24 protein-coding genes and 1 pseudogene are annotated in these 25,670 nt (G+C 65.0%); 9 read left to right on the forward strand and 16 right to left on the reverse strand.

All coding sequences use genetic code 11. From position 1 onward, the window contains the following. Positions 1 to 20: 20 nt before the first annotated feature. Positions 21 to 155: pseudogene (locus B0G62_RS32605) on the reverse strand (ESPR domain-containing protein); the annotation flags it as partial. 788 nt (positions 156 to 943) lie between these two features. Here B0G62_RS32605 and B0G62_RS02665 point away from each other — a divergent pair. After that, the gene (locus tag B0G62_RS02665) at positions 944 to 1,390 is read left to right on the forward strand and encodes a nuclear transport factor 2 family protein (RefSeq protein WP_167401170.1); all 447 of its coding nucleotides are present in this window, start codon (positions 944 to 946) and stop codon (positions 1,388 to 1,390) included. A 32-nt stretch (positions 1,391 to 1,422) separates the two neighbouring features. Here B0G62_RS02665 and B0G62_RS02670 read toward each other — a convergent pair whose 3' ends face one another. The 9 genes from B0G62_RS02670 to B0G62_RS02710 form a co-directional block, all read right to left on the reverse strand. After that, positions 1,423 to 1,845: a CopD family protein gene (locus B0G62_RS02670; protein ID WP_103702240.1), complete on the reverse strand. Its 423-nt coding sequence runs from the start codon at positions 1,843 to 1,845 to the stop codon at positions 1,423 to 1,425. Between the two features lie 70 nt (positions 1,846 to 1,915). Beyond that, complete coding sequence (locus tag B0G62_RS02675; protein WP_103702241.1) at positions 1,916 to 3,187, reverse strand: glutamate-5-semialdehyde dehydrogenase; 1,272 nt, start codon at positions 3,185 to 3,187, stop codon at positions 1,916 to 1,918. 175 nt (positions 3,188 to 3,362) lie between these two features. After that, complete coding sequence (gene holA, locus B0G62_RS02680; protein ID WP_103702243.1) at positions 3,363 to 4,592, reverse strand: DNA polymerase III subunit delta; 1,230 nt, start codon at positions 4,590 to 4,592, stop codon at positions 3,363 to 3,365. A gap of 56 nt (positions 4,593 to 4,648) precedes the next feature. Further along, entirely contained in the window at positions 4,649 to 5,200 is a 552-nt protein-coding gene (locus B0G62_RS02685) for an LPS-assembly lipoprotein LptE (protein WP_103702917.1), read from the reverse strand. Between the two features lie 112 nt (positions 5,201 to 5,312). Continuing rightward, the gene (gene leuS / locus B0G62_RS02690) at positions 5,313 to 7,907 is read right to left on the reverse strand and encodes a leucine--tRNA ligase (protein ID WP_103702245.1); all 2,595 of its coding nucleotides are present in this window, start codon (positions 7,905 to 7,907) and stop codon (positions 5,313 to 5,315) included. Between the two features lie 240 nt (positions 7,908 to 8,147). Next, positions 8,148 to 8,582, reverse strand: coding sequence for an ExbD/TolR family protein (locus B0G62_RS02695; protein ID WP_103702247.1), 435 nt, complete (start codon positions 8,580 to 8,582; stop codon positions 8,148 to 8,150). Positions 8,583 to 8,601: 19 nt separating this feature from the next. Next, positions 8,602 to 9,351 (reverse strand): MotA/TolQ/ExbB proton channel family protein, encoded by a 750-nt coding sequence (locus B0G62_RS02700; protein ID WP_103702249.1) that lies wholly within the window; start codon positions 9,349 to 9,351, stop codon positions 8,602 to 8,604. 90 nt (positions 9,352 to 9,441) lie between these two features. Further along, complete coding sequence (gene dapB, locus B0G62_RS02705) at positions 9,442 to 10,239, reverse strand: 4-hydroxy-tetrahydrodipicolinate reductase (RefSeq protein ID WP_103702251.1); 798 nt, start codon at positions 10,237 to 10,239, stop codon at positions 9,442 to 9,444. Positions 10,240 to 10,497: 258 nt separating this feature from the next. Continuing rightward, complete coding sequence (locus tag B0G62_RS02710) at positions 10,498 to 11,403, reverse strand: outer membrane protein assembly factor BamE domain-containing protein (RefSeq protein ID WP_103702253.1); 906 nt, start codon at positions 11,401 to 11,403, stop codon at positions 10,498 to 10,500. A gap of 136 nt (positions 11,404 to 11,539) precedes the next feature. Between B0G62_RS02710 and fur the strand changes: the two genes are divergently transcribed. Further along, the gene (fur, locus tag B0G62_RS02715) at positions 11,540 to 11,968 is read left to right on the forward strand and encodes a ferric iron uptake transcriptional regulator (RefSeq protein WP_103702255.1); all 429 of its coding nucleotides are present in this window, start codon (positions 11,540 to 11,542) and stop codon (positions 11,966 to 11,968) included. A 111-nt stretch (positions 11,969 to 12,079) separates the two neighbouring features. Here fur and gap read toward each other — a convergent pair whose 3' ends face one another. Both gap and tkt read right to left on the reverse strand, forming a co-directional pair. Continuing rightward, the gene (gene gap / locus B0G62_RS02720; protein WP_103702257.1) at positions 12,080 to 13,090 is read right to left on the reverse strand and encodes a type I glyceraldehyde-3-phosphate dehydrogenase; all 1,011 of its coding nucleotides are present in this window, start codon (positions 13,088 to 13,090) and stop codon (positions 12,080 to 12,082) included. Positions 13,091 to 13,237: 147 nt separating this feature from the next. Continuing rightward, positions 13,238 to 15,280, reverse strand: coding sequence for a transketolase (gene tkt / locus B0G62_RS02725; RefSeq protein ID WP_103702259.1), 2,043 nt, complete (start codon positions 15,278 to 15,280; stop codon positions 13,238 to 13,240). A 444-nt stretch (positions 15,281 to 15,724) separates the two neighbouring features. Here tkt and speE point away from each other — a divergent pair, with 444 nt between their 5' ends. The 3 genes from speE to B0G62_RS02740 all read left to right on the forward strand — a co-directional run bounded on the left by speE (position 15,725) and on the right by B0G62_RS02740 (position 17,885). Further along, entirely contained in the window at positions 15,725 to 16,603 is an 879-nt protein-coding gene (gene speE, locus B0G62_RS02730; RefSeq protein WP_103702261.1) for a polyamine aminopropyltransferase, read from the forward strand. A gap of 108 nt (positions 16,604 to 16,711) precedes the next feature. Next, on the forward strand, positions 16,712 to 17,125 hold the full coding sequence (locus B0G62_RS02735; protein ID WP_103702263.1) for a VOC family protein: 414 nt from the start codon (positions 16,712 to 16,714) through the stop codon (positions 17,123 to 17,125). 19 nt (positions 17,126 to 17,144) lie between these two features. Beyond that, positions 17,145 to 17,885: a 16S rRNA (uracil(1498)-N(3))-methyltransferase gene (locus B0G62_RS02740; RefSeq protein ID WP_103702265.1), complete on the forward strand. Its 741-nt coding sequence runs from the start codon at positions 17,145 to 17,147 to the stop codon at positions 17,883 to 17,885. Between the two features lie 130 nt (positions 17,886 to 18,015). Here the strand turns inward: B0G62_RS02740 and B0G62_RS02745 are convergent, their stop codons facing one another. The 3 genes from B0G62_RS02745 to B0G62_RS02755 form a co-directional block, all read right to left on the reverse strand. Beyond that, positions 18,016 to 18,573, reverse strand: a complete 558-nt coding sequence (locus B0G62_RS02745; protein WP_103702267.1) for a barstar family protein — start codon at positions 18,571 to 18,573, stop codon at positions 18,016 to 18,018. A 16-nt stretch (positions 18,574 to 18,589) separates the two neighbouring features. Next, positions 18,590 to 19,102 carry a ribonuclease gene (locus B0G62_RS32610; protein ID WP_407671095.1) on the reverse strand — a complete coding sequence of 171 codons (513 nt, stop codon included), beginning with the start codon at positions 19,100 to 19,102 and terminating at the stop codon, positions 18,590 to 18,592. Positions 19,103 to 19,403: 301 nt separating this feature from the next. Next, positions 19,404 to 21,704: an NADP-dependent malic enzyme gene (locus B0G62_RS02755; RefSeq protein WP_103702269.1), complete on the reverse strand. Its 2,301-nt coding sequence runs from the start codon at positions 21,702 to 21,704 to the stop codon at positions 19,404 to 19,406. A gap of 164 nt (positions 21,705 to 21,868) precedes the next feature. Between B0G62_RS02755 and thiL the strand changes: the two genes are divergently transcribed. From thiL to B0G62_RS02775, 4 genes are all read left to right on the forward strand, one after another. Further along, positions 21,869 to 22,876, forward strand: coding sequence for a thiamine-phosphate kinase (gene thiL, locus B0G62_RS02760; RefSeq protein WP_103702271.1), 1,008 nt, complete (start codon positions 21,869 to 21,871; stop codon positions 22,874 to 22,876). After that, complete coding sequence (locus B0G62_RS02765) at positions 22,866 to 23,444, forward strand: phosphatidylglycerophosphatase A family protein (protein ID WP_103702273.1); 579 nt, start codon at positions 22,866 to 22,868, stop codon at positions 23,442 to 23,444. The genes thiL and B0G62_RS02765 overlap by 11 nt, the downstream gene beginning before the upstream one ends. A 26-nt stretch (positions 23,445 to 23,470) precedes the next feature. Then, on the forward strand, positions 23,471 to 23,971 hold the full coding sequence (locus B0G62_RS02770) for a CinA family protein (protein ID WP_103702275.1): 501 nt from the start codon (positions 23,471 to 23,473) through the stop codon (positions 23,969 to 23,971). Positions 23,972 to 24,037: 66 nt separating this feature from the next. After that, complete coding sequence (locus tag B0G62_RS02775; protein ID WP_103702277.1) at positions 24,038 to 24,574, forward strand: cupin domain-containing protein; 537 nt, start codon at positions 24,038 to 24,040, stop codon at positions 24,572 to 24,574. Positions 24,575 to 24,724: 150 nt separating this feature from the next. Here B0G62_RS02775 and B0G62_RS02780 read toward each other — a convergent pair whose 3' ends face one another. Next, a complete protein-coding gene (locus B0G62_RS02780) occupies positions 24,725 to 25,669 on the reverse strand; it encodes an OmpA family protein (protein WP_103702279.1) in 945 nt (314 codons plus the stop codon). Position 25,670 lies beyond the last annotated feature (1 nt).

Genomic DNA, 25,670 nt, shown 5'->3' on the forward strand with positions numbered 1-25,670 from the left:
GGAGCAAATGCCAGGAGACCCATACCTGTGGCCAAAAGCGCCCCGCTCGTCACAAGTGTTTTCGCGGTCTTCTTCCCACGCCCCCGCGCATTCTCCTGCGCGGCAACCCAAGTCCCCGTGGACTCGTTCCAGACTGATCGATATGTCTTGTTCATTACTTGCCCTGATTAAATACGAGTGACGAAACAATTACCGAGGCGGTGCTATTGACCTGGCCGCCTGCATCAACAACGCAACTGAAATCGGCTCAGCCAGCATGAGAGAAAGCTGACAGAATTAATCGAACCAATATGCGATGACACTTGGCACTCTATTAATCGGGCGCTACAAGCAACATAAGAGAACTCTTAAACAAAACCGCGACAATGAGCGCAGCTTGCGACGATGCGATCCCGCTGCCTCTACCGCGCTTCATGCGATATACTGAAATTCTCAATTCTCTCCGGCTTAATTAAGAACGAAAACTAAATAACCTGCTCAATCCCATTAATACACAGGCCTTATTACTAAAATACTCATGAATTCCTACGCGAAAGATTAGACATTCATACAAATAATTCGCAAGCCGACATTTATTACCTCATTCACGACCAATATCTTCAACACCACCCACCCGTATTTTTTCCTCGATTTTTGGGCGTCTTGACGTTCTCGCCGCGACAGAAAATCAGACCGTAAATGTTGGGTTAAAACCACTCCCCCCCTCTCCTTCGTTTTGCGACTTGTCCTATTCCTTCAGGGAAGTCAGCCAAATAGAATTTCATCGTCGGGAAACGCTGACACAGGGCTGAGGCTCTACACCCCACCCAGGCCGTAACGCACATCCTCGCGCCGCGCATATGCCCTTCGCGCCGGTGCCACTTCTATCGCCCCCCAATCCGTTTCCTTGCCGCCAGGCCTTTCGCCTTCACCGTCACAACAAGGAAACGTGATGAACCGTCTCTTGATCCTCGCCGTCGCCAGCCTTCTCGCGACTTCCGCTTTTGCCGCGTCGAAGCCCGCTTCGCCCGGCGTCATTTCCGAAAGCCTTCAAATCGAGTTACTCGAGCATCAGTGGACCCAGGCGGCCGCAACCGGCGACCGCCCGGTGCTCAACGACCTGCTCGACGATAAGTTCTTCGAAGTATTTCCGGGCGACGTGCGCCGCAGCAAGCGGGATCTGCTGGCCGCCGCCGCGCTGCCGCCCGGCGGCTCCCAGGTATTGGAAAACGTGCGCGTACAGGTGCTCGACGACGTCGCCGTGGTGACCGGCATCAACCGGTACACACCCGCAACGGGCTACAAGACGATCGAATACCGCTTCACCGATGTATTCGTGAAGCGCGAGGACGGATGGAGGGTCGCCGCTGCCCGCATGCTTCGCAAGGGCGCGGGCAACGTTCGGGCCTGAGCGGCCCGGAATGCGGAAAAATCAGGCGGGAATCAGAACGGCTTGATGACGGCCAGCGCCACGGCGGCCAGCATGCCCAGCACGGGCAGCTCGTTGAACATGCGATACCACTTGTCGGAGCGGCGGTTCTCGCCGCGCTCGAACGTTCGCAGCAGGCGTCCGCAATAGGCGTGGTAGCCGATCAGCAGCACCACCACGCCCACCTTCGCGTGAATCCACCCCTGGCCGCGCCCGATCCCCACCACGAGCCACAGCCACAGCCCGCACAGCAGCGCGGGCACCGCGATCATCGTCATGAAGCGATAAAGCTTGCGCGCCATGATGAGCAGCCGCTTGACGGCCGCCGGCTCGGTTTCCATGGCGAGATTCACGAAGATGCGCGGCAGATAGAACAGACCCGCGAACCACGAGGCGATCAGTACGATGTGAAACGTCTTGACCCAGAGCATCGACATTGTTTTTCTTCTTGAGAACGAATGAGCAGTCAGGCGGCGCGCACCGGAACGCACCGCCCCGGCCGGCGTCTTATTGACGGCCTTCGCCGTGTCCCAGCACCACGTACTTGAGCGAAGTCAGACCGTCGAGCCCCACCGGGCCGCGTGCGTGCAGCTTGTCGTTCGAGATGCCGATCTCCGCGCCCAGGCCGAATTCGAAGCCGTCCGCGAAGCGCGTCGAGGCGTTCACCATCACGCTCGCCGAATCCACTTCGCGCAGGAAGCGCATCGCGCGGTCGTGGTCTTCGGTGACGATGGCGTCCGTGTGGTGCGAGCCATAGTGATTGATGTGCTCGACGGCCTGGTCGAGATTGTCCACCACCTTGATCGCCAGCACGGGCGCGAGATATTCGGTGTGCCAGTCCTCTTCCGTGGCGTCCACGAGCGGGCCAACGTTCGCATCCGCGAGGATCGAGCGCGCAGCGGCGTCCACGCGCAGTTCCACGCCCTTATCGCGATAAAGGCGGCCCAACGGCGGCAGCACGTCATGCGCGATGCCACGCGCGACCAGCAGCGTTTCCATCGTGTTGCAGGTGCCGTAGCGGTGCGTCTTGGCGTTGTCGCACACGGTCAGCGCCTTGGCGAGATCCGCACGATCGTCCACATACACGTGGCAGATGCCATCGAGGTGCTTGATCATCGGCACGCGCGCTTCGGCGATCAGGCGCTCGATCAGGCTCTTGCCGCCGCGCGGCACGATCACGTCGACGAATTCCGTCATGGTGATGAGCTTGCCCACCGCCGCGCGGTCGGCCGTCTCGACCACCTGCACCGCGTCCTGCGGCAGGCCCGCCGCCGCCAGCCCTTCGCCGATCAGCGTCGCCAGCGCCGTGTTGCATTCGAGCGCCTCGGAGCCGCCGCGCAGAATGGTGGCGTTGCCCGACTTCAGGCACAGCGCCGCCGCATCGATCGTCACGTTCGGGCGCGATTCGTAGATGATGCCGATCACGCCCAGCGGCACGCGCATCTGGCCCACCTGGATGCCGCTCGGGCGGAACTTGAGGTTGCTGATCTCGCCGATCGGGTCAGCCAGCGCCGCGACCTGGCGCAGCCCTTCCACCATCGTCTTGAGCGCCTTGTCCGAGAGCGTCAGGCGGTCGATGAACGCCGCGTCGTGACCCTTCTCCTTTGCGCGCGCAAGATCGCGGGCGTTCGCGTCTTTGAGCTGCTGCGTCTCGCGTTCGATGGCCTGCGCCACCGCTTCGAGCGCGGCGTTCTTCGAAGCCGTCGTGGCCCGGGCCATCGCGCGCGAAGCCTTGCGGGCGCGGCGGCCGAGGTCGGTCATGTACTGGTCGATATCCATGGTCTCTGTCGTGATGCGGCGTGCCCGGCACGAGGCTTGATTGGCCCGGCGAGGCGGCTCGGTTCTGGTTAGGTCGATTTTAAGGCCAGCGCGCCGGCTTTGCTGGGCGCGGCCTGGCGCATGCGCGCTTGAGCGGAAGCAGGTGTCGGAAGTGCGGTCCGAGGCGAGCGTGAAGCTAGCCTGGCCTGCGTCCCGGCCCTGCGGTGCGCGGTCGGGCGGCGGCCGCAGCGGCAGCCGCTGGACCGGCCGGAGCGCCAGGACCGCCTGGCTGGGCACGTCCGGGTGCGACGCCAGCGCCCGCAGCGGAACGCGCGGTCGCACGCCCAGCGGCAAGCGCGTCGCGCGGCGCGGCCACGGTCATGGCGAGTTCGAAAAGGCCATCCCAGGCGTCGGGCGGCAGCGCATTGCGCCAGTCGGCGCGCGCTTGCCCCGACAGCCCCTTGACCTGCCGGTCGAGGCGCGCCGCCAGCGCGAGTCCGCGCTCGAGCGTCGCCTCGCTCAGACGCGCAAGCGCCGGTCCGATCAGGCGCTCGCGCGGCCCCCAGACACGGTTCTCGCGCAACAGCACGGCAAGCGGCTTGCCCGCCGCGACGCCGCGTTTGATGCGCAGCAGCGTGCGGACTTCTTCGACGACGGCCCACAGCACCAGCACGGCGGCCTCGCCCTCGCCGTCCAGGCCGTCGAGCATTCGCGTAAGGCGGCCGACATCGCCGGTCAGCATGGCTTCGTTGAGCTTGAACACGTCGTAACGCGCCACGTTGAGCACGGCGTCGTGGATCTGCTCGAAGCTCAGCACGCCTTGCGGGTACAGTAGGCCGAGCTTCTGGATTTCCTGATGCGCGGCGAGCAGATTGCCCTCCACGCGCTCCGCGACGAACTGCAACGCGCGCCGGCCATCCTCGCCCGGCGCCACACGCTGCCCTTGCTGCGCGAGTCGCTGGCCGATCCAGTTCGGCAGCGCGGTGCGCTCGACCGAATCGATCTTGATCGCCGCGCCGCTATCCGAGAGCGCCGTGAACCACGCCGATTTCTGCGTGGCCGCGTCGAGGCGCGGCAACGTGACGAGCGTGAGCACGTCAGGGTTCGCCGAGGCTTTGGCCGATGCCGCGAGCGTCTTCAACGCATCGGCGCCTTCCTTGCCCGGCTTGCCGGACGGAATGCGCAACTCCACCAGTTGGCGGTCGCCGAACAGCGACATCGACTGGCTCGCGCCCAGCAGCGCGCTCCAGTCGAAACCGCGCTCGACCGTGAAGACCGAGCGGTCGGTGAAGCCGGCCGCGCGCGCGCTCGCCCGGATGCGGTCGCACGCCTCCTGGGCGAGCAAATGCTCGTCGCCGTAGACGACGTACAGGCCGGCCATCCCGCGGGCGAGATGCGGCTCAAGTGCGTCCAGTCGCAGTTGCATGGCGTGCGCTTTAGAGAAAACTTAAAGGAAAACCGCGAGCAAAACCGCGCCGCGCATCACAGCGGCGGCGGCGGCAGCGGCGCGCGCGGCGCGACGCCCGGCACCACCTGATCCGGGTTCGGATGCAGCGTCTTCAGGATCCCGAGGCGGCGCGTAAGCTGGTCGACCGCGTCGTTCTGCATGTCCGCGAACAGCAGATTGGATTCGCTCACCTTCGCCGTGGAGTACTGGTCGCTATACGTCATCGCGCGATTGAGCGCAATCGTGCTCGGCTGGATCAACGGCGAACCGTCCGCCGCCGTCAGCGCGTAATTCAGCGAATAGTTGACCTGGTACTCCTCGACCTCGCCCAGCGAGCTCAGCGTGAGCGTGCTGAAACTGCGGGACTCGGATACGTGCAGCACGGCGTCGGCGTTCGAGGCGGAACTGACCACCACCGAATCGCTGCCGCCTTCGATCATGCGCGTGAGGCGCGCGCTCACGGGCGCCGGTGCGCCGACAATGGCGAGGCGCTTGAACGCGTAGTTCTGCTCCCCACGCAACTGGAAGCCGCATGCCGAAAGCATCAGCGCACTGCTCGCCATCAACAGGAACGATCTGCGAATCACATGGACTCCCTGGTTCGCGACAGATTCGGAACGGCGGCGCGGCGTGGTCCGAAAACCCGCGCCGCGCCGCCCGTACAACACTTCGAGCACATCAGATACGGATCTGACGCGATCAGACCACGACGTTCACGAGGCGGCCCGGCACGACGATGATCTTCTTCGGCGCGCGGCCTTCCGCGAACTTGACGAACATCTCGTGCGCCAGCGCAGCGGCTTCGATCACGTCCTTCGGCGCATCCTTGGCGACCGTCACGGCGCCGCGCACCTTGCCGTTCACCTGCAGCACGAGTTCGATCTCGGACTGCTCCAGCGCCTTTTCGTCGACCTTCGGCCACGGCGCGTCGAGCAGCGTGCCGAATTCGTCGGCGTAACCCAGCGCTTTCCACAGTTCGAACGTCAGATGCGGCACGACCGGATACAGCACGCGCAGCAGCACGCCGAAGGTCTCGCGCTTGACACCCGCGCCCGCTTCCTTCGCACCGTCGATGGCGTTGAGCATCTTCATCGCCGCCGACACGACGGTGTTGTATTGCAGACGCTGATAGTCGAAGTCGGCTTGCTTGAGCACGCCATAGACTTCGCGGCGCAGCGTCTTTTCGACGTCCGTGACCGTGGCCGCATCGAACGAGGCGCGCGATTTGATCGCTTCGGCGTTCGCATAGCCGAACGACCAGACGCGACGCAGGAAGCGGCTCGCGCCTTCCACGCCCGCGCCCGACCATTCGAGCTGCTGCTCGGGCGGTGCGGCGAACATCGTGAACAGACGCGCGGTGTCCGCGCCGTACAGGTCGATCAGCACCTGCGGATCGACGCCGTTGTTCTTCGACTTCGACATCTTCTCGACGCCGCCGAGCACCACCGGCTGGCCATCGCTGTTGAGCGTGGCGCCGACCGGGCGGCCTTTGTCGTCGTGCGCGACGGTCACGTCGGCCGGGTTGTACCAGGTCTTCTTGCCCGACGCGTCTTCGCGGTAGAAGGTTTCGTTGAGCACCATGCCCTGCGTGAGCAGGTTCTTCGCCGGCTCGCCGAATTTCACGAGGCCGAGGTCGCGCGAAACCTTCGCCCAGAAACGCGAATACAGCAGGTGAAGAATCGCGTGTTCGATGCCGCCGATGTACTGGTCCATCGGCATCCAGTAGTCGGTGCGCTCGTCGACCATGTTCTGCGCATCCGGCGCGGCGTAGCGGTAGAAGTACCACGACGAGTCGACGAAGGTGTCCATCGTGTCGGTCTCGCGCTTCGCGTCGGCGCCGCAGGTCGGGCACTTGCAGTTCAAGAACGCTTCCGACTTCGCGAGCGGGTTGCCCGTGCCGTCCGGCACGAGGTCTTCCGGCAGCACGACCGGCAGGTCTTTTTCCGGCACCGGCACGTCGCCGCAGCTCGGGCAGTGGATGATCGGGATCGGCGTGCCCCAGTAGCGCTGGCGCGAGATGCCCCAGTCGCGCAGACGCCACGTCACCTGCTTGTCGCCGTAGCCTTGCGCCTTCAGGTCAGCCGCAACCGCATCGACCGCCGCCGTGTAGCTCAGGCCATCGTACTTGCCGCTGTTGACGGTGACCGCGCGTTCCTTGTCGCCGTACCATTCCTGCCAGCCGTCGAGCGAGTAGGTTTCGCCTTCCACCGCGATCACCTGCTTGATCGGCAGATCGTATTTTTTTGCGAACGCGAAGTCGCGTTCGTCATGACCCGGCACGCCCATCACGGCGCCTTCGCCATAGCTCATCAGCACGTAGTTGCCGATCCACACCGGCACCTGCTCGCCCGTGACCGGGTGCGTGACGGTGAAGCCGGTGGGCACGCCCTTCTTTTCCATCGTTGCGACGTCGGCTTCCGCCACGCCGCCGCGCTTGCATTCGTCGATGAACGGCAGCAGTTCCGGCTTGTCCTGCGCGAGGCGCGTGGCGAGCGGATGCTCGGCCGCGATCGCGCAGAAGGTCACGCCCATGATCGTGTCGGCGCGCGTGGTGAACACGCGCAGCAGCTTCTTCTCGCCGTCGAGTTCGTACGGGAAGCCGAAGTTCACGCCGAAGCTCTTGCCGATCCAGTTCTGCTGCATGATCTTGACGCGCTCCGGCCAGCCGAGGCCGTCGAGGTCGTTCAGCAACTCATCGGCGTACTGCGTGATGCGCAGGTAGTACATCGGGATTTCGCGCTTTTCCACCAGCGCGCCCGAGCGCCAGCCGCGCCCGTCGATCACCTGCTCGTTGGCGAGCACGGTCTGATCGACCGGGTCCCAGTTCACCGTGCCGGTCTTCTTGTAGGCGATGCCCTTTTCGAGCATCTTCAGGAAGAACCACTGGTTCCACTTGTAGTAGTCGGGCTTGCAGGTGGCGATTTCGCGCGACCAGTCGATCGCGAGACCCATCGACTGCATCTGGCCCTTCATGTACTCGATGTTGTCGTACGTCCACTTGGCCGGCGGCACGTTGTTGGCCATCGCCGCGTTTTCGGCGGGCATGCCGAACGCGTCCCAGCCCATCGGCATGAGCGTGTTGTAGCCGTTCATGCGCAGATAGCGGTACATCACGTCATTGATCGTGTAGTTCCGCACGTGGCCCATGTGCAGCTTGCCCGACGGATACGGCAGCATCGAGACGCAGTAGAACTTGGGCTTGTCGGCTTTTTCGGCCGTCCGGTAAGCGTCGCTGGCACGCCATTCGCCTTGCGCGGCGGATTCGACGTCGGAGGGAACGTATTTTTCGAGCATGGTGTGGATGGGAAAACGCAGATTCGGCTGAAACGGGCCTTCGGCGGCATGCGGGCGGCGCCTTCTGGCGTCTGTCGCACCGGGCCGGCGGCGCGCGATGTTCTGACGATCATCGGACGCGACGCGGGCAGGGCCCCGTTTTTACAGGGAAACGCTGATTATACCGTTGACTTGGCCGCGCTTTCCGCTGGCTTTTCGAATGGCGGGATTGTGGGCGCGGCGCGGAGGAGTGTCAGGCGCTTAATGCTGGGCGGCAGGCGGCGGCTCGGTGACGAAGCCAAGACGCGCGAGCCCCGCCTGCTGCGCGGCGCCCATCACCTGGGCGATGACGTCGTAGCGCGTCTCGCGCGCGGCGCGCAGTTGCAGCTCGGGCTGCTGCGCCTCGGGCTGCTTGCCTGCGTCGGTGAAGCGCTTGCGCAGCTCGTCGAGCGAAACCGGCTGGGCGTTCCAGTACACCTTGCCCGCGGCGTCGATGGACAGGGTGACGGTTTGCGGCGTCTGCTGCACGGCATCGGCGGCGACCTTCGGCAAATCGAGCCGGATCGCGTGCGTGAACAGCGGCGCGGTGATGATGAAGATGACGAGCAGCACGAGCATGACGTCGATCAGCGGCGTCATGTTGATTTCGGCCATCGGCGCCGAATCGCGCTTCTTTTCGAGTCCGCCGAACGCCATCGCTCGCTCCCCTTGCCGTTTAGAGCGCGCCGGCGCGCGTCACGCCTTCGCCGCGCGCGGGCTGCTGGAGTTCGCGGGGCGAAGCATCACGACGCCCGGCGCCTTCTTCGGGCGCACACGCCCACGCGTGCAGATCATGCGCGAAACCGTCGAGATCGTCGCCGATCTGGCGCGCAAGCCGGCCGAGAATGTTGTAGGCGAGCACCGCCGGAATCGCGACGACCAGACCGAAGGCCGTCATGATGAGCGCCTCGCCCACCGGCCCGGCGACGTTTTCGATCATGGCCTGACCGCTCGCGGCGATGCTGCCGAGCGCGTGATAAATGCCCCAGACCGTGCCGAGCAGGCCGACGAACGGCGCCGTGCTGCCCACCGAAGCCAGCAGCACCTGGCCGAATTCGAGCCGCCGCTGCGATGCCTGGAGCGCGCCGCGCAAGGCGCGCAGCACGCGCTCGCCGCGCTCGACTCGCGCGAGCAGCGCGCCCGCCGTGTCGGTTTCGACGACCGCCAATGCGGCTTGCGCAAGCGGCAAGAACACGCGCTCGCGGTCAATCGCGCGCATCGCGCTTACGCCCTCCGCGAGCGAATGCGCCTGCCAGAACCGCGCCACGGCGCGCGGCCCCTGGCGCTTCGCGCGCACGAGCACCCAGCTTTTCACGATCAGAAAACACCAGCTCGCGACCGACATGGCCAGCAGCACCCACGCAACCGCGTGCGTGACGGCATCGCTCGTCTGGAGATAGTGGATGACTCCGTTACTCGCTGCCATCGGACCTCGCGTGATGATGTCGCGGCGCGCGCCGCGTGGCCGGCCTGGCGTCGCCAGGCCCAGGCCGTGTGCCCAGCGCAATCAGCACAATCAGCGCAGACCGAGCACGTCCTGCATATCGTACAGGCCGTTCGCCTTGTCCTGCAGGAACAGCGCCGCACGCACGCTGCCCTGCGCGTACGACAGGCGGCTCGACGATTTGTGCGTGATTTCGACACGCTCGCCGATACCGGCGAACAGTACCGTATGGTCGCCCACAATATCGCCGCCACGAATCGCCGAAAACCCGATCGTCGACGGATCGCGCTCGCCGGTCACGCCTTCGCGGCCGTACACGGCGCACTCGTCGAGATTGCGGCCGAGCGCGTGCGCCACGGCTTCGCCCATCGCCAGCGCCGTGCCCGAGGGAGCATCGACCTTGTGGCGATGGTGCGCTTCGATGATCTCGATGTCGTAGCCCTTGTCGAAGAACTGCGCGGCGTATTCGAGCAGCTTGAGCGTCACGTTCACGCCCACGCTCATGTTGGCCGCAAACACGATGCCCACCTTCTGCGCGGCGGCGCCGAGCTGCGCCTTCTGCTGCGCGTCAAAGCCGGTGGTGCCGATCACCACCTTCACGCCGTGGCGCTGGGCGGCTTCGAGGTGCGCGAGCGTGCCTTCGGGGCGCGTGAAGTCGATCAAGCAGTCGCTTTGGGCGAAGACCTGCTCGATATCGTCGGTGATGCGCACGCCCGTGTCCTTGCCGAGGAAGGCGCCCGCATCCTGGCCGATGGCGGCCGAACCCTTGCGCGCCAGCGCGCCCGAAAGCGTGACATCAGGCGAATTCAGAACGGTTTCGATGAGCATACGGCCCATGCGGCCCGACGCTCCGGCGATTGCGATTTTCATGACTGTTCCTGCGAAGATGAGGCCGGCAGCCCTGCTCACGAGACGTGTCCTTCAGACGGACATTCGAGATAGATGCTGCCAAGGATAGACGCTACAGGCGCTCAATTGACGCCAAAAACGAACACGGCGGCCCGAAGCCGCCGAGTAAAAAGTCCGGGAAGGCCCGGCGCAAGACGCCCGGCCCCGGAAGGCGCGGTCCGCGCCGATTCCGGACGAAGCCCATTCTGGCGCTTCTGCCGGAACCGGTGCCTGCGATCCTTAGTTGCCCGTCGCGCCCGAAGCCGGCACCTGCGGCGGCGCGGTGAGCGGCGAATTGCGCGACGGCGGCAGCACGGCGGCGCTGGAGTCGCCGGTGCCTTGCGCACCTGCGGTCGGGCCGACCGGGTTCGGCTGCGGCACGCCCTGGATCTGCGGCGGCGGTGCGCGGTGCAGCTGGACCTGCGCGGGCATCGTGCCCACGTTCGGCGGCAGCGCCGAGGAGGTCGGCGTACCTGCGCGCACCGACGGCGTCAGGCCCGACGGCGTCTGCACGGCATCCGTCGCGCGGTTCGCAGCGGCGGCGGCCTGCGCGTTCGGGTCCTGCGGCAGTTGCGAAGTGGCCGTGCCGAGTTCCGACGACGGCGTGCGCGCCGTATCGGGAACGGTGATGCCAGCAGCGCCCGCCTGCGGCGCAGAAGCCGCGACAGCGCCCGACGCAGCGGCAGCGGCCTTGTACTTCTTGCCCAGCTTGTCGCCATCGATTTCGGCGAGCAGTTCGAGGTTGGACGGCAGATCTTCGCCGCCCGACCAGCTCGACACGCGATCGCCGTCGAACATCACGACGAAGTCGCGTTGCTGGACCACGGCGGTCGAGCCGCGCTTGAAGTAGAAGACGTAGTCCCAGCGGTTCGCGTGGAACATGTCGGCCAGCAGCGGCGTGCCGAGCAGTTGCTTGACGTCCGCGCGCGACATGCCCACCTTCATCTGGGCCGCGGCTTCCGCCGAAACGAAGTTGCCCTGAACGATCGTAATCCGATACGGCGTGATGCTCTGGGCGACGCGCTGCGTCAGGCTGTCGTAAGTGGAGCAACCGGCGAGCGCCGCGAACGCGGCCGCAGCCAGCAGGGTGCACGCCAGGCGGCCGCCATGCATGCGCCGGCCGATCATAGTGAATTCTGGAATCATTTCCCTCACCGTGCGGGCTTTTTGCCAAGCCGCGCGTGTTCTGTAGAAGTTCGTTCGAAGTTCTGCCGAAGATGCCCGTAACGGCAAAAACGCATTAACATAAGAACCCAGCATTGTACTCCAGGGACTTATCGTCATGACCAATCCAACCGATCTCAAGAATATCGGTCTGAAGGCGACCTTACCGCGCCTCAAGATCCTGGAGATTTTTCAGCATAGCCCCGTGCGTCACCTCACCGCGGAAGACGTGTACCGCAACCTGCTGAACGAGGAGCTGGACATCGGCCTCGCCACGGTCTATCGGGTTCTCACGCAGTTCGAGCAGGCGGGCCTGCTCACCCGCAGCAACTTCGAATCCGGCAAAGCCGTCTTCGAACTCAACGAAGGCAGCCACCACGACCATCTGGTGTGCCTCGATTGCGGCCTGGTCGAGGAATTCTTCGACCCGGAAATCGAAAAGCGCCAGCAGATGATCGCCAACGAGCGCGGCTTCAAGCTGCAGGAACACGCGCTCGCGCTGTACGGCGCCTGCACGAAGGAAAACTGCCCGCACCGCAAGCACTAAAAAACGAGGCGCACCGGTACGACCCTGTACCGGTAATCTGCTGAAAGAAAAGCTCCCACAAGAAAAAACCGCCCCAAGAGGCGGTTTTTTCGTACATGGAGCTAAGCCAGCTTACTTCGCGTTCGCGAAGGCAACCGCCGTGTCCAGCATGCGGTTCGAGAAGCCCCACTCGTTGTCGTACCAGCTCGACACCTTGACCAGACGGCCCGAGACCTTGGTCAGCGTGGCGTCGAACGTCGACGATGCCGGGTTGTGGTTGAAGTCGACCGACACCAGCGGTGCTTCGTTGTAGCCCAGGATGCCCTTGAGCGCGCCTTCCGACGCTTCCTTCATGATGGCGTTGACTTCTTCGACCGTCGTGTCGCGCTTGGCGATGAACGACAGGTCAACGATCGACACGTTGATGGTCGGCACGCGAATCGCGTAGCCGTCCAGCTTGCCGTTCAGTTCCGGCAGCACGAGGCCGACAGCGGAAGCCGCGCCCGTCTTCGTCGGGATCTGGCTGTGCGTGGCCGAGCGCGCGCGGCGCAGGTCTTCGTGGTACACGTCCGTCAGAACCTGGTCGTTCGTGTAAGCGTGGATCGTCGTCATCAGGCCGGTTTCCAGGCCGATCTTGTCGTTCAGCGGCTTGACGAGCGGCGCCAGGCAGTTCGTCGTGCACGATGCGTTCGAGATGACCGTGTCCGTTGCCTTCAGGACATTGTGGTTCACGCCGTAGACGATGGTCGCATCGACGTCCTTACCGCCCGGCGCCGAGATGATGACCTTCTTCGCGCCGCCCTTCAGGTGGGCGCTCGCCTTTTCCTTGGTCGTGAAGAAACCCGTGCATTCGAACACGATGTCGACGCCCAGCTCGCCCCACGGCAGTTCTGCCGGGTTGCGGTTGGCCAGCACGCGGATGCGGTCGCCGTTGACGACGAGGTAGTCGCCGTCAACCGTCACTTCGCCCGGGAACTTGCCGTGTGCCGTGTCGTACTGCGTCAGATGCGCATTGGTCTTCGCGTCACCCAGGTCGTTGATCGCGACGATCTGGATGTCGTGCTTCTTGCCGTTCTCGTAGAGGGCGCGAAGCGTGTTGCGGCCGATACGGCCGTAGCCGTTGATTGCGACGCGAATGGTCATGGTTTATCTCCTGATGGTAAAAAATTCTGATACAGCGCCGTGCTCCGCCCTGCCCGGCTACCCGGTTGCTTGTGGCAACCGGATTCACAGCGCGCGGGCGTACACGGCAAACGGGCCCGCCAGAAGGCGAGCCCGTCGAGGTCATGCTTAGTTGTCGAGCGCGGCCTTGGCCGTCGCGACGACGTTTTCGACCGTGAAGCCGAAGTGCTTGAACAGCACGCCCGCCGGAGCCGATTCGCCGAAGGTGTCGATGCTGACCACGCCGCCTTCGAGACCCACGTACTTGCGCCAGAAGTCGCCCTGCGCCGCTTCGATCGCCACGCGGCGCACGCCCCTGGGCAGCACGCGCTCCTTGTACTCGGCGTCCTGGCGGTCGAACACGTTGGTCGACGGCATGGACACCACGCGGGCGCCGATACCTTCGCGCTGCAGCGCCTCGACGGCCTTCACCGCCAGCTCGACCTCCGAACCCGTCGCGATCAGGATGATCTTGCGGCTCGGAATGTCGTCGTTCCAGTCCTTCAGAACGTAGCCGCCCTTGGCGATGTTGGCGATCTGCGCGTCCGTGCGCTCGTTGAACTGCAGGTTCTGACGGCTGAAGATCAGGCTCGACGGGCCGTGATGCGCGATCGACTCGGTCCAGGCCACCGCCGTTTCAACCGTGTCGGCCGGACGCCAGAGCGTCATGTTCGGGATCAGACGCAGGCTCGGCACCTGTTCGATCGACTGGTGCGTCGGGCCGTCTTCGCCCAGGCCAATCGAGTCGTGCGTGAACACGAAGATCGACGGGCACTTCATCAGTGCGGCCACGCGCAGCGCGTTGCGGCTGTAGTCCGAGAACGTCAGGAAGGTGCCGCCGAACGCCTTGTAGCCGCCGTGCAGCGTGATGCCGTTGAGCGCGGCGCTCATCCCGAATTCACGCACGCCGTAGTTGATGTGGTTGCCCCACTCGATGCCGGCTTCGCCAGCCTTGGCGGCGCGCACGGGCTTCGAGGCCTTCCAGTTGGTCAGGTTCGAGCCGGTCAGGTCGGCCGAACCGCCCAGCAGTTCCGGCAGCGCGGCGGCGAGGCCTTCGATGGCCTGCTGCGACGCCTTGCGCGTGGCAACGGTTTCCTTGCGCGAATCCGCGCCCGCGATGATTTCAGCGGCCTTCTGCGCCCAGTCGGCGGGCAGCTTGCCGGCCATGCGGCGCTCGAATTCTTCGGCTTGTTGCGGGTACTTCGACTTGTACGCGCCGAACGATTCGTTCCATTCGGCTTCGAGCTTCGCGCCCGTGGCCTTCGAATCCCAGTCTGCGTAGACTTCCTGCGGCACGACGAAGGGCTCCCACTTCCAGCCCGCTGCCTCGCGCCACTTGCCGATTTCTTCCGCGCCCAGCGGCGCGCCGTGCACGTCGTGGCCGCCGGCCTTGGTCGGCGCGCCGTGGCCGATCTGCGTCTTGCAGCAGATCAGCGTCGGCTTGTCCGAAGCCTTTGCCTTCGCGATGGCGGCGTCGACCGCGTCGACGTCATGGCCGTTCACATCCGCGATCACGTTCCAGCCGTAGGCTTCGAAGCGCTTCGGGGTGTCGTCGTGGAACCAGTGCTCGACGTGACCGTCGATCGAGATGCCGTTGTCGTCGTAGAGCGCGATCAGCTTGTTCAGCTTGAGCGTGCCGGCGAGCGAACAGGCTTCGTGCGAGATGCCTTCCATCAGGCAGCCGTCGCCGAGGAACACATAGGTGTGGTGATCGACAATCTTCGCGTCGGTCTTGTTGAACTCGGCGGCGAGCAGCGCTTCGGCCAGCGCCATGCCGACCGCGTTCGCCAGACCCTGGCCGAGCGGGCCGGTGGTGGTTTCGACGCCCGGCGTGATGCCGAATTCCGGGTGGCCCGGCGTCTTCGAGTGCATCTGGCGGAAATTCTTCAGCTCTTCGATCGGCAGGTCGTAGCCGGTCAGATGCAGCAACGAATACAGCAGCATCGAGCCGTGGCCGTTCGACAGCACGAAGCGGTCGCGGTCGTTCCAGTGCGGGTTCGTCGGATTGTGGCGCAGATGGCGCGCCCACAGCGCGACGGCGATCTCGGCCATGCCCATGGGCATGCCGGGGTGACCGGAATTCGCTTGCTGAACGGCGTCCATGGACAGCGCGCGGATCGCGTTGGCCATCAACTTGGTGGTGGCGGGGGAGGCGGAAGACGAAGTCGTCATGTCGAGTCCGGAGGAACGAGTGCAAAAAGCGGCGTGGGCGGGCGGAATTGATCAGATCAAAGCACGGATCAAAACGGCGGGCGCACAGCAGCGGGCGGTTCCGGAAGCTCGGCAAATACGTGCTCCGGCGCGCGATGCGGCGCCAGGAAGACGCGAAACGGCCAGAGCAAACGGACAGGGCTGCAAAGGGCGACATTCTAACAGAACATGCGGCTTTTCCCTGGCTCCGAGGCCTGGCCCGCGCAGGAAAGCGCCGACAGGCGCCGACGAAACCCAACCGCGCGCCAACCGCTCCAGGCGCGCGGGAAGCCGTGTATCCAGGCGTCCGTATAATGCGTGATCGCCCCGCTTTTCGTGTCGATCCGCTGGCTTTGGAGGCCTGAATTGCCTTGAAGCCCGGCCACACGACGGCGGCACACTCTCCCTTCGCTCCCCTTTACCGCCTTGACCGCCCCGCTCCTCTTTCACCCTGGCGCCGACGCCGTCTACGGCTTTCCCGGCGCACGCCTGCTGGCCAGCGTCGATTCGGCATGGCAGCACATCGAGGTCTGGGACACGCTGCAGCTCGGCTGCCTGTTCACGCTGGACGGCCGCCCGATGACGTCCGCGGGCGACGAGTTCATCTATCACGAGTGCATGACGCACGTGGCCGCACTGACCCACCCCGCGCCGCGCGCGGCGCTCGTGCTGGGCGGCGGCGACGGCGGCGCAGCGCGCCAGTTGCTGCGCCATCCGGGCATCGAGCGCATCGTGGTCGCCGAACTGGACGCCGAGGTCGTGCGCCTGACCGGCGATTACCTGCCGCAGGTGCGCGGCGGCGCGTTCGACGATCCGCGCGTGGAGTTAGTGATCGGCGATGCCGCCGATTTCGTCGCGCGGACACAGACGTCCGATAACGCGTTGCCGTTCGATCTGGTGGTGTTCGACCTGACGCCACCCGATTCGCCCGCCGCAGGCCTGTACACGCCGCCCTTCTATCGCGCGCTCAAACGCATCATGAGCGAAGACGCCCTCATTTCGCTGCACCTGGGCTCGCCCCTGCATCACACGGCGCGCGTGGGCGCGCTGCTCGACGGCTTGCGCGCGACATTTGCGAACGTCCGACCCTTGAGCGCCTGGGTGCCGCTCTACGGATCGCCCTGGCTAATGGCCGTGGCAAGTGACCATCTCGACCCGGCCGCGCAGTCGGAGGCCATGCTGGCCGTCCGCATGTTCGAGCGCGAGCTTGAGGGCCTGCGCTTTTACGATGCGCGGCTGCATGCGACACTTCTCGCTGCGCCGCGAATGTTCCGCGATAAATTAGGTGAATTCCTACAGCTTTAGGATGCGCAACATTGCAGAATCGGCGGGTTCGTTACATTTGTTTGCGTGCCCGCCAATTCGGCATCCAGCTGACAACCCGCCTGCCCGTAACCGAATCTGGAGAGCTCGATGACCCCACCCCGCCCCGCAGGCGTGCCGTGGCTGACGCCGTATCTGACGGTGCGCGACGCGCGCGCCGCGATTGCTTTCTTCGAGGCGGCCTTCGGCTTTGCGGTACGCGATAGCGTGGAGGACGACGGCGCGGTGATGCACGTGGAAATGACCTACCACGATCAACTGATCGTGATGTTTGCGCCGGAGGGCGCTTTCGGTTCGACGGCACGCACGCCGAGGAGCTCGGACGCGATCGCCCCCCAGTCCTTTTATCTTTACGTCGACAACGTCGACGCGGTATATGCGCGGGCGCTCGACGCCGGCGCGAAATCGTTGAGCGAGCCGCAGGACCAGTTCTGGGGTGACCGTTTCGCTCAGGTCGAAGACCTCGACGGTTACCGTTGGGCGCTTGCTCGCCATCTGTCATGAAGCAATGAGAACCTGTCTTATGCCCCGCTTTTTCGTCGGCAATTCTTTGCAGTCCGGCGACGTCTTCACCCTCCCCGACGAAGTCACGCGACACGTCCAGGTGCTGCGCCTGCAGCCCGGCGACACGGTCGTGCTGTTCAACGGCGTGGGCGGAGAATTCAGCGCCGAAATCATCTCGATGGAGCGCCGCGACACCCAGGTGCGCGTCGGGCCGTTCCGCGATGTCGAAACCGAACCGCCCTACCGGCTCACGCTCGCCCAAGGCATCGCCGGCAGCGACAAGATGGACTGGCTGATCGAAAAGGCCGTCGAGCTTGGCGCGACGAGCTTCGTGCCGCTCACCACCTCGCGCAGCGTCGTGCGCCTTTCGGGCGAGCGCGCGATACGCCGCCAGGCGCACTGGCAGCGCATCGTGCAGGCGTCGTGCGAACAGTGCGGACGCAACCGCATGCCCGAAGTCGCGCCCACGCGCGAGATCGGCACGTGGCTAGGCTCCCTGCCCAAGACGCCGGGCGACGGCGAACTGCGCGTGCTGCTCTCGCCGCGCGCAAACGTCTCATTCGCCACGCTGCCCAATACCCCGCCGCTCGGCGAGGTCACGGTGCTGGTCGGCCCGGAGGGCGGTTTTTCGTCGCCCGAAGAAGCGGCCGCACTCGATCACGGCTTCGTCGCCGTGGGACTCGGCCCGCGCGTGCTGCGCACGGAGACGGCGGGCATCGCCGTGCTGTCGGCGCTGGCCGCGCGCTGGGGCGGCTGGTAATCCGCCGCGCGTTGCCATCCGCAGAAAGCCAACGGCGCGCTGACAGGTAAAAATGACAAGGCCCGCCGGTCGTGACGACCGGCGGGCCTGTGTGTTTTTGTCGCAGGAATGCGACGTTATCGACTTTTCTTCAGGCGAACGAATAAAAGACGCGGAACGGCACCTTGCGCTCGGCCCAGTACTCCGAAGCTTCGCGGAATACGTCGAGCAGCGTCTCGCGACCGTCCTTGTCGAACTTCTGCGCGATCGGCAGGCCTTCGAGCACCACCACGAAGCCGGGCTGTTCGCCGGCCTTCTGCACCATATCGGTCAGGCAGTCGTACAAGCCATCGTAGTTCTTGCCGAAATGCTTCGGAAACAGAAACGATGTGGCGATCGTTTCCAGCACTTCCTGCTTGGTCAGCGCGTTCGCGCAGAACGCATAGAGGAAATGCTCCTGTAGCCGCTGCGCTTCGTCGGCGAGTTCCTGCACGCGGAACGCGCGAATCGACTGGACGATGTTCGGCCTGACGCTCGCAAACAGGCTCATGGCCTCCTCGTTCGATGAATGCGTCTCGCCCGCCTGCGCAGCGTCGCGCTGCTGGTCGTCATGCTTCATCTGCATGACGCGCTGGAACAGGTTGCCCTCGCCGGACGCGAACAGATCGCTCGCGACCCGGGGGTCGTGCGCGTAAGTGTTATCGCTCATGCCGCTCTTCCCGGTGTCATTCAACAATTCGCCTGAAACTGGCGTAGTGGTCGTCGGTGTAATAGCAATTATCGGTCCGCCTTGGCGGACCGCCGCAGACGATGCGCCGTGCACCCCGATTGCGCGCCGCGGGTGTGGGCACCGTGTACTCGTGATAGTAGCCGCGCCGATGTTTGGGCAATTGGCGCTCATAATTGCCGAATACGACGCCATCTTTCTCGAAAGGGTAAGGACCGCCTGTGCCGATCAAGCCGAGCGTGTCGACCGCCTCGCGAGGCAACTCACCCATGCTCACGGTGCCGCTGGCTGCGCCGCCATCCTCCGGCGCGTGCGTGCGCGCCGTGGCAACCTGCGAAACGGCTAACGTCGCCGCCAGAAAGACGCCCGATGCGACGCGCAGAACGCGCCGGGACGACTCGCCAGAAAATCTTATGGAACAAAGACTTGCGAGGAGATTCCCGCAGATTGCGTGGCCTGCCCGCGCGGCTGTTTCTCCAGTCGTTTCGTCAGGCAGTCCTATCTGTACCATCTACGGATTCCCGGTTACCGGATCACACATTCGACGACCATGAAAGGTGTAAGGGTATCGCTAATGCCACCTGGAAGCAATCACGGCACGGCAGCCGCACAGGAGGCTTGACGGCGCGCAACCGGCAATCAGGTAGTTTTTACAAGCGAAAAAAGGGCCGCAAGGCGCCTCAGGGGGACGCCCGCCGACGGCCTGATCAGCCATCGGCGGGGATTCGCAGACGAAGCACGGAAAAACGGGGGCGGCGTTGCACCGCCTCGGGCCTCAAAACACCTCAAACACCTCAAACACTTCAAACGCCTTAGCGCGTCGCGTTCACATCCGCGACCAGCAGCGCCGTCATGTTGACGATGCGGCGCACCGTCGCCGACGCCGTCAGCACGTGCACCGGCTTGGCCGCGCCCAGCAGGATCGGCCCGATGGCGATGTTGTTGCCCGCCGCCGTCTTCAGCAGGTTGTACGAGATATTGGCGGCGTCGATATTCGGCATCACCAGCAGATTCGCTTCGCCTTCGAGCGTCGATTCCGGCAGGACCTCGCGACGCAGGGTTGCGTCGAGCGCGACGTCGCCGTGCATTTCGCCGTCGACCTGCAGATCCGGCGCGCGCTCCTGAAGGATCACCAGCAGATCGCGCATCTTCTGCGCCGAAGGCGCATTGCTCGAACCGAAGTTCGAATGCGAGCACAGCGCGATCTTCGGTTCGATGCCGAAGCGGCGCACTTCTTCCGCCGCCATGATCGTGATTTCGGCGAGCTGTTCGGGCGTCGGGTCGACGTTCACGTGCGTATCGACCACGAAAATCTGGCGGTTCGGCAGCACCAGCGCGTTCATCGCGCCATAGACCTTGCAGCCTTCCTTCTTGCCGATGATCTGGTCGATGAAGTGCAAATGGCGGTGCGTCGTGCTGACCGTGCCGCAAATCATGCCGTCGGCCTCGCCCTTTTCCACCAGCATCGCGCCGATCAGCGTGGTGCGGCGGCGCATTTCGAGCTTCGCCATCTGCGCCGTGATGCCCTTGCGCGCCATCAGTTTCGCGTAGCTCTGCCAGAACTCGCGATAGCGCTCGTCGTGATCCGTGTTGACGACCGTGTAGTCCTGACCCGCGACCAGGCGCAGGCCGCAGCGCGCGATGCGCTGCTCGATCACCGCCGGGCGGCCGATCAGGATCGGGCGCGCGAGGTTTTCGTCGACGACGATCTGCACCGCGCGCAGGATGCGCTCTTCCTCGCCTTCGGCGAACACGATGCGCTTCTTCTCCGGCTCCACGGCGCGCGCGATCTGGAAGATCGGCTTCATGGTGGTGCCGCTGTGATAGACGAACTGCTGCAGATGCTGCTCGTAGGCGTCCATGTCCTCGATCGGACGCGTGGCGACGCCCGCATCCATCGCCGCCTTGGCGACGGCTGGCGCGATCTTCACGATCAGACGCGGATCGAAGGGCTTCGGAATCAGGTATTCAGGCCCGAACTGCAGATCCTGGATGCCGTAGGCCGTGGCCACGACGTCGCTCTGCTCCTGGCGCGCCAGCTCCGCGATCGCGTTCACGGCGGCGATTTCCATTTCGCGCGTGATCGTGGTCGCGCCCACGTCGAGCGCGCCGCGGAAGATGAACGGGAAGCACAGAACGTTGTTCACCTGGTTCGGATAGTCCGTGCGGCCGGTCGCGAGCACGGCGTCCGGGCGCACTTCGAGCGCGAGTTCCGGCAGGATTTCCGGCGTCGGGTTGGCAAGCGCCAGGATCAGCGGCTTCGGCGCCATCCGCTTGACCATGTCCTGCTTGAGCACGCCGCCCGCGGACAGCCCCAGGAAAATATCGGCGCCTTCGATCACTTCCGCGAGCGTGCGCGCGTCGGTTTCGCGTGCGAAGCGCTCTTTGTCCGGGTCCATCAGTTCGGTGCGGCCCTTGTAGACCACGCCCGCGAGGTCGCTCACGTAGATGTTCTCTAGCGGCAGGCCGAGATCCACGAGCAGATCCAGACACGCCAGCGCCGCCGCGCCCGCGCCGGACGCGACCAGCTTCACCTGCTTGATGTCCTTGCCGACGACCTTCAGGCCGTTGGTGAACGCCGCCGCCACGACGATGGCCGTGCCGTGCTGGTCGTCGTGGAAGACCGGAATCTTCATGCGCTTGCGCGCTTCACGTTCGACGATGAAGCACTCGGGCGCCTTGATGTCTTCCAGATTGATGCCGCCGAAGGTCGGTTCGAGCGCGGCGATCACATCGACCAGCTTGTGCGGGTCGGTCTCGTTCAGCTCGATATCGAACACGTCGATGCCGGCGAACTTCTTGAACAGCACCGCCTTGCCTTCCATCACCGGCTTGGAGGCCAGCGGCCCGATGTTGCCGAGGCCCAGCACCGCCGTGCCGTTCGAGACGACGCCGACGAGGTTGCTGCGCGCCGTGAAGCGCGCCGCGTTGAGCGGATTCTCGACGATCGCCTCGCACGCGAACGCAACGCCCGGCGAGTACGCGAGCGAAAGATCGCGCTGGTTGATCATCTGCTTGGTCGGCGCGATGGCGATCTTCCCGGGCGTCGGGAACTCGTGGTAATCGAGGGCGGCTTCGCGCAGCTTGTTCGTGGCGGGATTCGAATTCGACATGGGAGGCAGGGCGGTGGGTGCGGATTAGAATGACAGTTCGAACGCGGATCCGACCGATTGTAGCGCCATTCTTCAAAGGCATTCCTTTCAGTTCGGGTGCAACTGCCGCGACCGGGTTGCGGGCAACGCCGCACCCGAATTCACCGTCATCGTCACCTTTCGTCATGCTTTCCGAGTTCTCCCTGATCGACCGATACTTCGCCCAACGCGCCCGCGCGAACACGCGCCGCGCCGCGCTCGGCATTGGCGACGATTGCGCGCTCATCGCGCCCGCCGCCGGCGAAATGCTGGCTGTCTCCACCGACATGCTGGTCGAAGGCCGCCATTTTTTCCCCGATGTCGATCCCCACGCGCTCGGCCACAAGGCGCTCGCCGTCAATCTGTCCGATCTCGCCGCGATGGGCGCGCAACCGCTGGGCTTCACGCTCGCGTTCGCGTTGCCCAGGCCCGAGGAGCGCTGGCTCGAAGCATTCAGCGCCGGCATGTTCGAACTGGCCGACCGTCACGATTGCGAGCTGATGGGCGGCGACACCACGGCCGGCCCGCTGAACCTGTGCCTCACGGTGTTCGGCACGGTGCGGCAGGATCTCGCGCTGCGGCGCGATGCGGCGCAGCCCGGCGACGATATCTGGGTGTCCGGCACGCCCGGCGACGCGCGCGCGGGCCTCGCCTTCCTGCGCGAGGAATGGCCGCACGCGCCGATGGACGCCGCAGACGCCGCGTACTTTCGCGCGGCGCTCGAATATCCGCAGCCGCGCGTGGCGCTTGGCCTCGCGCTGCGCGGCGTGGCGCGCGCGGCGCTCGACATCTCGGACGGACTGGCGGGCGACCTGCGCCATATCCTCGTGCGCTCGCGCGTGAACGCCACCATCGACGTGGATGCGCTGCCCGTTTCAGAGGCGCTCGCGCGTCTGCCACGCGAGCTGCAACTGCAATGCGCGCTTGCGGGCGGCGACGACTACGAGCTTTGCTTCACCGCCGCGCCGCAGCGGCGCGAAGCGGTCGCGGCGGCGGCGCAACAGGCCGGTGTGCGGGTCACGCGCATCGGTACAATAAACGCTCCCGACGCCCAGGCGCTGCCGTCGACGCAGCCGATCATCGCGTGGCGCGACGGCACCGGTGCGCCGCTCAACCTGACGCTGCAAGGTTTCGACCACTTCCATGCCGACTGACCCAACGCCCTCGCCCGCCGACGAACTCGGGACGGCCAGCCAGCCTGCCGCGACCCGCGCACCGGCCCCACGCGCAGCCAAAGGCCCGCGCCGCGCCGATGCGCCTTTCATGCTCGCGCATCCGCTGCACATCATTTCGCTGGGCTTCGGCGCGGGTTTGTCGCGGCTCGCGCCCGGCACGGCCGGCACGCTGTTCGCGTGGGCGTCGTTCGAAGTCCTCAACCGCTATATCAGCGTGCTCGACTGGGGCTTGCTCATCATCGGCGGTTTCCTCGCCGGCGTCGGCATCACCAGCTACACCGCGAAAAGGCTGCGCGCCGACGATCCGTCGCCCATCGTCTGGGACGAGATCATCGCGTTCTGGCTCGTGCTGCTGATGATTACGCCCATCGGCTTCGTCGGCAAACTCTGGGCCTTCGTGATCTTCCGCTTCTTCGATATGGTCAAGCCGCCGCCGATCCGCTATATCGATCGACGCTTCAAGAACGGCTTCGGCATCATGATCGACGACCTCATCGCCGCGTTTTTCACGCTGCTCGTGATCGCGCTCTGGCGCATGTCCGTCTGAGCCGCTACCTTCCATTGCCCACCGCCATGCCTACCGATTCCGTCGTCCATCAACTCGCCATCCGCGCCGGCAACAAGCTGCGCGACGCCCGCATCATGCTCGCCACCGCCGAGTCCTGTACCGGCGGCATGGTCGCCACGGCCGTCACCGATATTTCCGGCAGCAGCGGCTGGTTCGAGCGCGGCTTCGTCACCTATTCGAACCAGGCGAAGACCGAGATGATCGGCGTGCCGGCCGAGCTGATCGAAAAACACGGCGCCGTGAGCGAACCGGTCGCGCGCGCCATGGCCGAAGGCGCGCTGCGCAACAGCCGGGCACAAGTTTCGCTCGCCATCACGGGCATCGCGGGGCCGGGCGGCGGCACGCCGGAAAAGCCGGTCGGCATGGTGTCGTTCGGCTGGAGCAACCGGCTGCACACGAGCGTGGAAACGCTCGTCTTCAAGGGCGACCGCGAACAGATCCGCGTGCAGGCCGCCGCGCACGCGCTGCGCGGGCTGCTCGCGCTCATCGAGAAACAGGAACGCTGAGGTCAGGCGCAACGCTGAAGTCAGGCGCGTTGCGCCCTGGCCGAACCGCTACACGGAGCCGATGCCATGGTCAACGCCAACGCCGCTGTCGAAGAACTGATCCGCCGCTTCGGGCTGGAGCCGCACCCCGAAGGCGGCTACTACAGCGAAACCTACCGCAGCGACAAGTTCGTGCGCCGTGACGGCGCGCCCGACACCGACGGCACGCGCGCCGCCTCCACCGCCATCTACTTCCTGCTCGCGGACGGCGCCTATTCCTCCTGGCATCGCATTCGCTCCGACGAACTCTGGCACTTCTACGCGGGCGCGCCCATCGAAATCCATTCGATCGACGAGCGCGGCGTGCTCTCCACGCGCAAGCTCGGCCACGCGCTCGATCATCCGGGCACGGTATTCCAGGCCGTGGTGCCCGCCGGCCACTGGTTCGCGGCGCGTTGCTGCGATCCCTCGGCCTATGCCCTCGTGGGCTGCACGGTGGCGCCGGGCTTCGAATTCAGCGAGTTCGAAATCGCCGATACCGAAAAGCTCGCCGCGCAGTTCCCGCTCCATCGAGCGATCCTCGAACTCTTCGCCAAACCTGCCGCAGTGAAGAAAACGCAGTGAAAGCATGAGCGGCGCAATCCATCTCAAAACTCGCCGATAAAAAAACGGCGCGCCCATCTAACGATCGGCACGCCGTCAACCCCTACTACTTGTTGCGGCCCGGATGGGCCGCGCGCAGGTCCTTATTGCTCCGGGACCTGCGTTTTCCGCTTATTTCGCGGAAATCTCCACGCGCCGGTTGGGCGCGAGACAAGCGACCACGGCGGGCGTCGCCTTCTTGCCCGCACAAAGCTTCACGGGCGCGGCCGCGCCAAGGCCGTTGATTTCGAAACGATCGGCCGTTACGCCTTGCGCTTCGAGCGCCTTCCTGACCGATTGGGCGCGTTGCAGCGACAACGTCTTGTTGTGCGCCGCGGAGCCGAATCGATCCGTGTAGCCATCGATCTTCAACACGCGCATCTTCACGCCCGAATCGCGGACCTGTTGCGCGAGCAGTGCGACTTCGCGTTGACCTTCGGGCTTGAGCACGGCGCTGTCGAAATCGAACAGCGCGTCGGCGGACAAGCTCACCGGCTTCGCGAGCACCGGCGCCACGACCACCGGAACGACAGGCGCGGCCACGGGTGGCACGCATTTGTCGAGGTCGGCGTTCACCTTCTGCGCAAGCTTCTGCGCGCGCTCGATGCTTTCCCAGCCGTGCACCCAATGCGTGCCATGCGTTTCGTCCTGCTCCTTCCAGGCCTCGTCGGTCAGCGCGGCAAGACGGCCCGCATCCTCGCCGCGGCACGGCGACTGCGAAGCGCGCTGGTTCGTGCGCTCGATTTCCTGCAGCGCCTTCACCCACTTCTCGCGTGTCTCGACCGGCGGCCAGTTCTTCTGGCCGTAGATCGGTTGAAACGGCACGCTGCCGTTGATGAAATGACGGCCATTGTTCAGCGCCTTGGCCGCCGCGTCGTTGTAGACGCTCGACACCAGCACGTGGCTGTCCTGACGCTCGGCGATTTCGAGCCAGCCTTCGGCCAGACCGCGCTGGTAGGGATCGGCGATCTTCTGGGCGGCAGGCATCGTCGCCTCGGCGTCGCTGCCCACGCTGGCGAACGCCTGGGCGCTCGTCAGCGCGGCCAGCAGTGCGCCGCATATCAAAGTTTTCTTCATG

Source organism: Paraburkholderia eburnea (assembly GCF_002917095.1).
Lineage (GTDB): Bacteria > Pseudomonadota > Gammaproteobacteria > Burkholderiales > Burkholderiaceae > Paraburkholderia > Paraburkholderia eburnea.

Coding starts and splice junctions, on each gene's coding strand:
- B0G62_RS02670 (WP_103702240.1), bottom strand. CDS start 1,845: ATGTCGATGCTCTGGGTCAAGACGTTTCACATCGTACTGATCGCCTCG.
- B0G62_RS02675 (WP_103702241.1), bottom strand. CDS start 3,187: ATGGATATCGACCAGTACATGACCGACCTCGGCCGCCGCGCCCGCAAG.
- holA (WP_103702243.1), bottom strand. CDS start 4,592: ATGCAACTGCGACTGGACGCACTTGAGCCGCATCTCGCCCGCGGGATG.
- leuS (WP_103702245.1), bottom strand. CDS start 7,907: ATGCTCGAAAAATACGTTCCCTCCGACGTCGAATCCGCCGCGCAAGGC.
- B0G62_RS02695 (WP_103702247.1), bottom strand. CDS start 8,582: ATGGCGTTCGGCGGACTCGAAAAGAAGCGCGATTCGGCGCCGATGGCC.
- B0G62_RS02700 (WP_103702249.1), bottom strand. CDS start 9,351: ATGGCAGCGAGTAACGGAGTCATCCACTATCTCCAGACGAGCGATGCC.
- dapB (WP_103702251.1), bottom strand. CDS start 10,239: ATGAAAATCGCAATCGCCGGAGCGTCGGGCCGCATGGGCCGTATGCTC.
- B0G62_RS02710 (WP_103702253.1), bottom strand. CDS start 11,403: ATGATTCCAGAATTCACTATGATCGGCCGGCGCATGCATGGCGGCCGC.
- fur (WP_103702255.1), top strand. CDS start 11,540: ATGACCAATCCAACCGATCTCAAGAATATCGGTCTGAAGGCGACCTTA.
- gap (WP_103702257.1), bottom strand. CDS start 13,090: ATGACCATTCGCGTCGCAATCAACGGCTACGGCCGTATCGGCCGCAAC.
- tkt (WP_103702259.1), bottom strand. CDS start 15,280: ATGACGACTTCGTCTTCCGCCTCCCCCGCCACCACCAAGTTGATGGCC.
- B0G62_RS02735 (WP_103702263.1), top strand. CDS start 16,712: ATGACCCCACCCCGCCCCGCAGGCGTGCCGTGGCTGACGCCGTATCTG.
- B0G62_RS02740 (WP_103702265.1), top strand. CDS start 17,145: ATGCCCCGCTTTTTCGTCGGCAATTCTTTGCAGTCCGGCGACGTCTTC.
- B0G62_RS02745 (WP_103702267.1), bottom strand. CDS start 18,573: ATGAGCGATAACACTTACGCGCACGACCCCCGGGTCGCGAGCGATCTG.
- B0G62_RS32610 (WP_407671095.1), bottom strand. CDS start 19,102: ATGGTACAGATAGGACTGCCTGACGAAACGACTGGAGAAACAGCCGCG.
- B0G62_RS02755 (WP_103702269.1), bottom strand. CDS start 21,704: ATGTCGAATTCGAATCCCGCCACGAACAAGCTGCGCGAAGCCGCCCTC.
- thiL (WP_103702271.1), top strand. CDS start 21,869: ATGCTTTCCGAGTTCTCCCTGATCGACCGATACTTCGCCCAACGCGCC.
- B0G62_RS02765 (WP_103702273.1), top strand. CDS start 22,866: ATGCCGACTGACCCAACGCCCTCGCCCGCCGACGAACTCGGGACGGCC.
- B0G62_RS02770 (WP_103702275.1), top strand. CDS start 23,471: ATGCCTACCGATTCCGTCGTCCATCAACTCGCCATCCGCGCCGGCAAC.
- B0G62_RS02775 (WP_103702277.1), top strand. CDS start 24,038: ATGGTCAACGCCAACGCCGCTGTCGAAGAACTGATCCGCCGCTTCGGG.
- B0G62_RS02780 (WP_103702279.1), bottom strand. CDS start 25,669: ATGAAGAAAACTTTGATATGCGGCGCACTGCTGGCCGCGCTGACGAGC.